Origin of the sequence: Vibrio sp. M260118 (assembly GCF_036533755.1) — a bacterium.
Lineage (GTDB): Bacteria > Pseudomonadota > Gammaproteobacteria > Enterobacterales > Vibrionaceae > Vibrio.
Genome location: NZ_JATABG010000582.1, coordinates 1 through 1,340, shown reverse-complemented (window position 1 = coordinate 1,340; position 1,340 = coordinate 1). Strand labels below are relative to the sequence as shown.

2 protein-coding genes are annotated in these 1,340 nt (G+C 45.4%); both read left to right on the top strand.

Annotated features, from left to right (window positions below; genetic code table 11):
• Nucleotides 1-90 precede the first annotated feature (90 nt).
• The gene (locus QTO00_RS19760) at nucleotides 91-690 is read left to right on the top strand and encodes a transglycosylase SLT domain-containing protein (protein ID WP_331426265.1); all 600 of its coding nucleotides are present in this window, start codon (nucleotides 91-93) and stop codon (nucleotides 688-690) included.
• Nucleotides 691-715: 25 nt separating this feature from the next.
• A complete protein-coding gene (luxS, locus tag QTO00_RS19755) occupies nucleotides 716-1,234 on the top strand; it encodes an S-ribosylhomocysteine lyase (RefSeq protein ID WP_331426264.1) in 519 nt (172 codons plus the stop codon).
• Nucleotides 1,235-1,340: the final 106 nt, after the last annotated feature.

Here is a 1,340-nt window from a genome sequence, read left to right as displayed (position 1 = left end):
GCTCAAGCCGATGTGGAAGCTGCGGATACGTTGAGCTTTGATGATTTTCTTGATGACTATTTTGCTTATCTGAAAGTTTAAGGGCTCGAAGTGATAAGGACGTTTGCTGTTGTTGTCAGTTTGATTGTATTGGGAGGTTGTGCCACTGCTCCTCCAAAAAATCAGTCTAACGTATGTGAAATCTTCCGAGAAAACCCAGATTGGTATGATGATGCGGCTGACATGCAAGAGGAGTGGGGAACTCCGATTCAGGTCGCTATGGCATTTGTGAAGCAAGAGAGCAGCTTTCGCCATGACGCTAGGCCGCCAAAAGATTATCTACTCGGTTTCATTCCTTGGGGACGAGTAAGCAGTGCTTATGGATACGCGCAAGCGCAAGATCCAGCCTGGGAAGATTTCCAGAAAGCAACGGACCATGGCGGTTCAAGAACCGATTTCGCTGATTCGCTGATGTTCATAGGTTGGTATACAGACGCTACTCAAAAGCAGTTAGGTGTGTCAAAGTGGGATGCATACAGTCAGTACTTGGCTTATCATGAAGGTCGGGGTGGGTTTAAACGTAAGAGCTACCAAGGTAAGCCCTCATTGATTAAAGTTGCTCGCAAGGTTGAGCAACAAGCAAAGGATTATGGTTGGCAACTGAAGCAGTGCCGCCAAGAGTTAGAAGATAATAGAAGCTGGTTCTTTTAAGAACAGTTACACATGGAGAAGTATAATGCCGTTACTAGATAGTTTTACCGTCGATCACACGCGAATGAATGCACCAGCTGTTCGCGTGGCGAAAACCATGACCACGCCAAAAGGTGACACCATTACGGTATTTGACCTACGATTTACTGCGCCAAATAAGGACATTTTGTCTGAAAGAGGTATTCATACTCTAGAGCACCTTTACGCAGGCTTTATGCGTAATCACTTAAACGGTGATAGCGTAGAGATCATTGATATCTCGCCAATGGGCTGTCGTACTGGCTTCTACATGAGCTTGATTGGTACGCCACAAGAGCAGCAAGTGGCTGACGCATGGCTAGCAGCAATGCAAGATGTGTTAAAAGTGGAAAGCCAGAACAAGATTCCAGAGTTGAATGAGTACCAATGTGGCACTGCGGAAATGCACTCACTAGATGAAGCTAAGCAAATCGCACAGGCGATTCTATCAGCGGGTATCTCGGTGAATAAGAATGATGAACTTGCACTACCTGAAGCTATGCTTAAAGAGCTTAAAGTAGACTAGTTCTCTATGAAAACTAAAAAGGAAGGCACGAAGCCCTGTCTCTTGATCACAAGTCTCCGTGTTCAAGAGACATCGCTAGCTCATAGCCTTCAAGGATGGTTTGTAA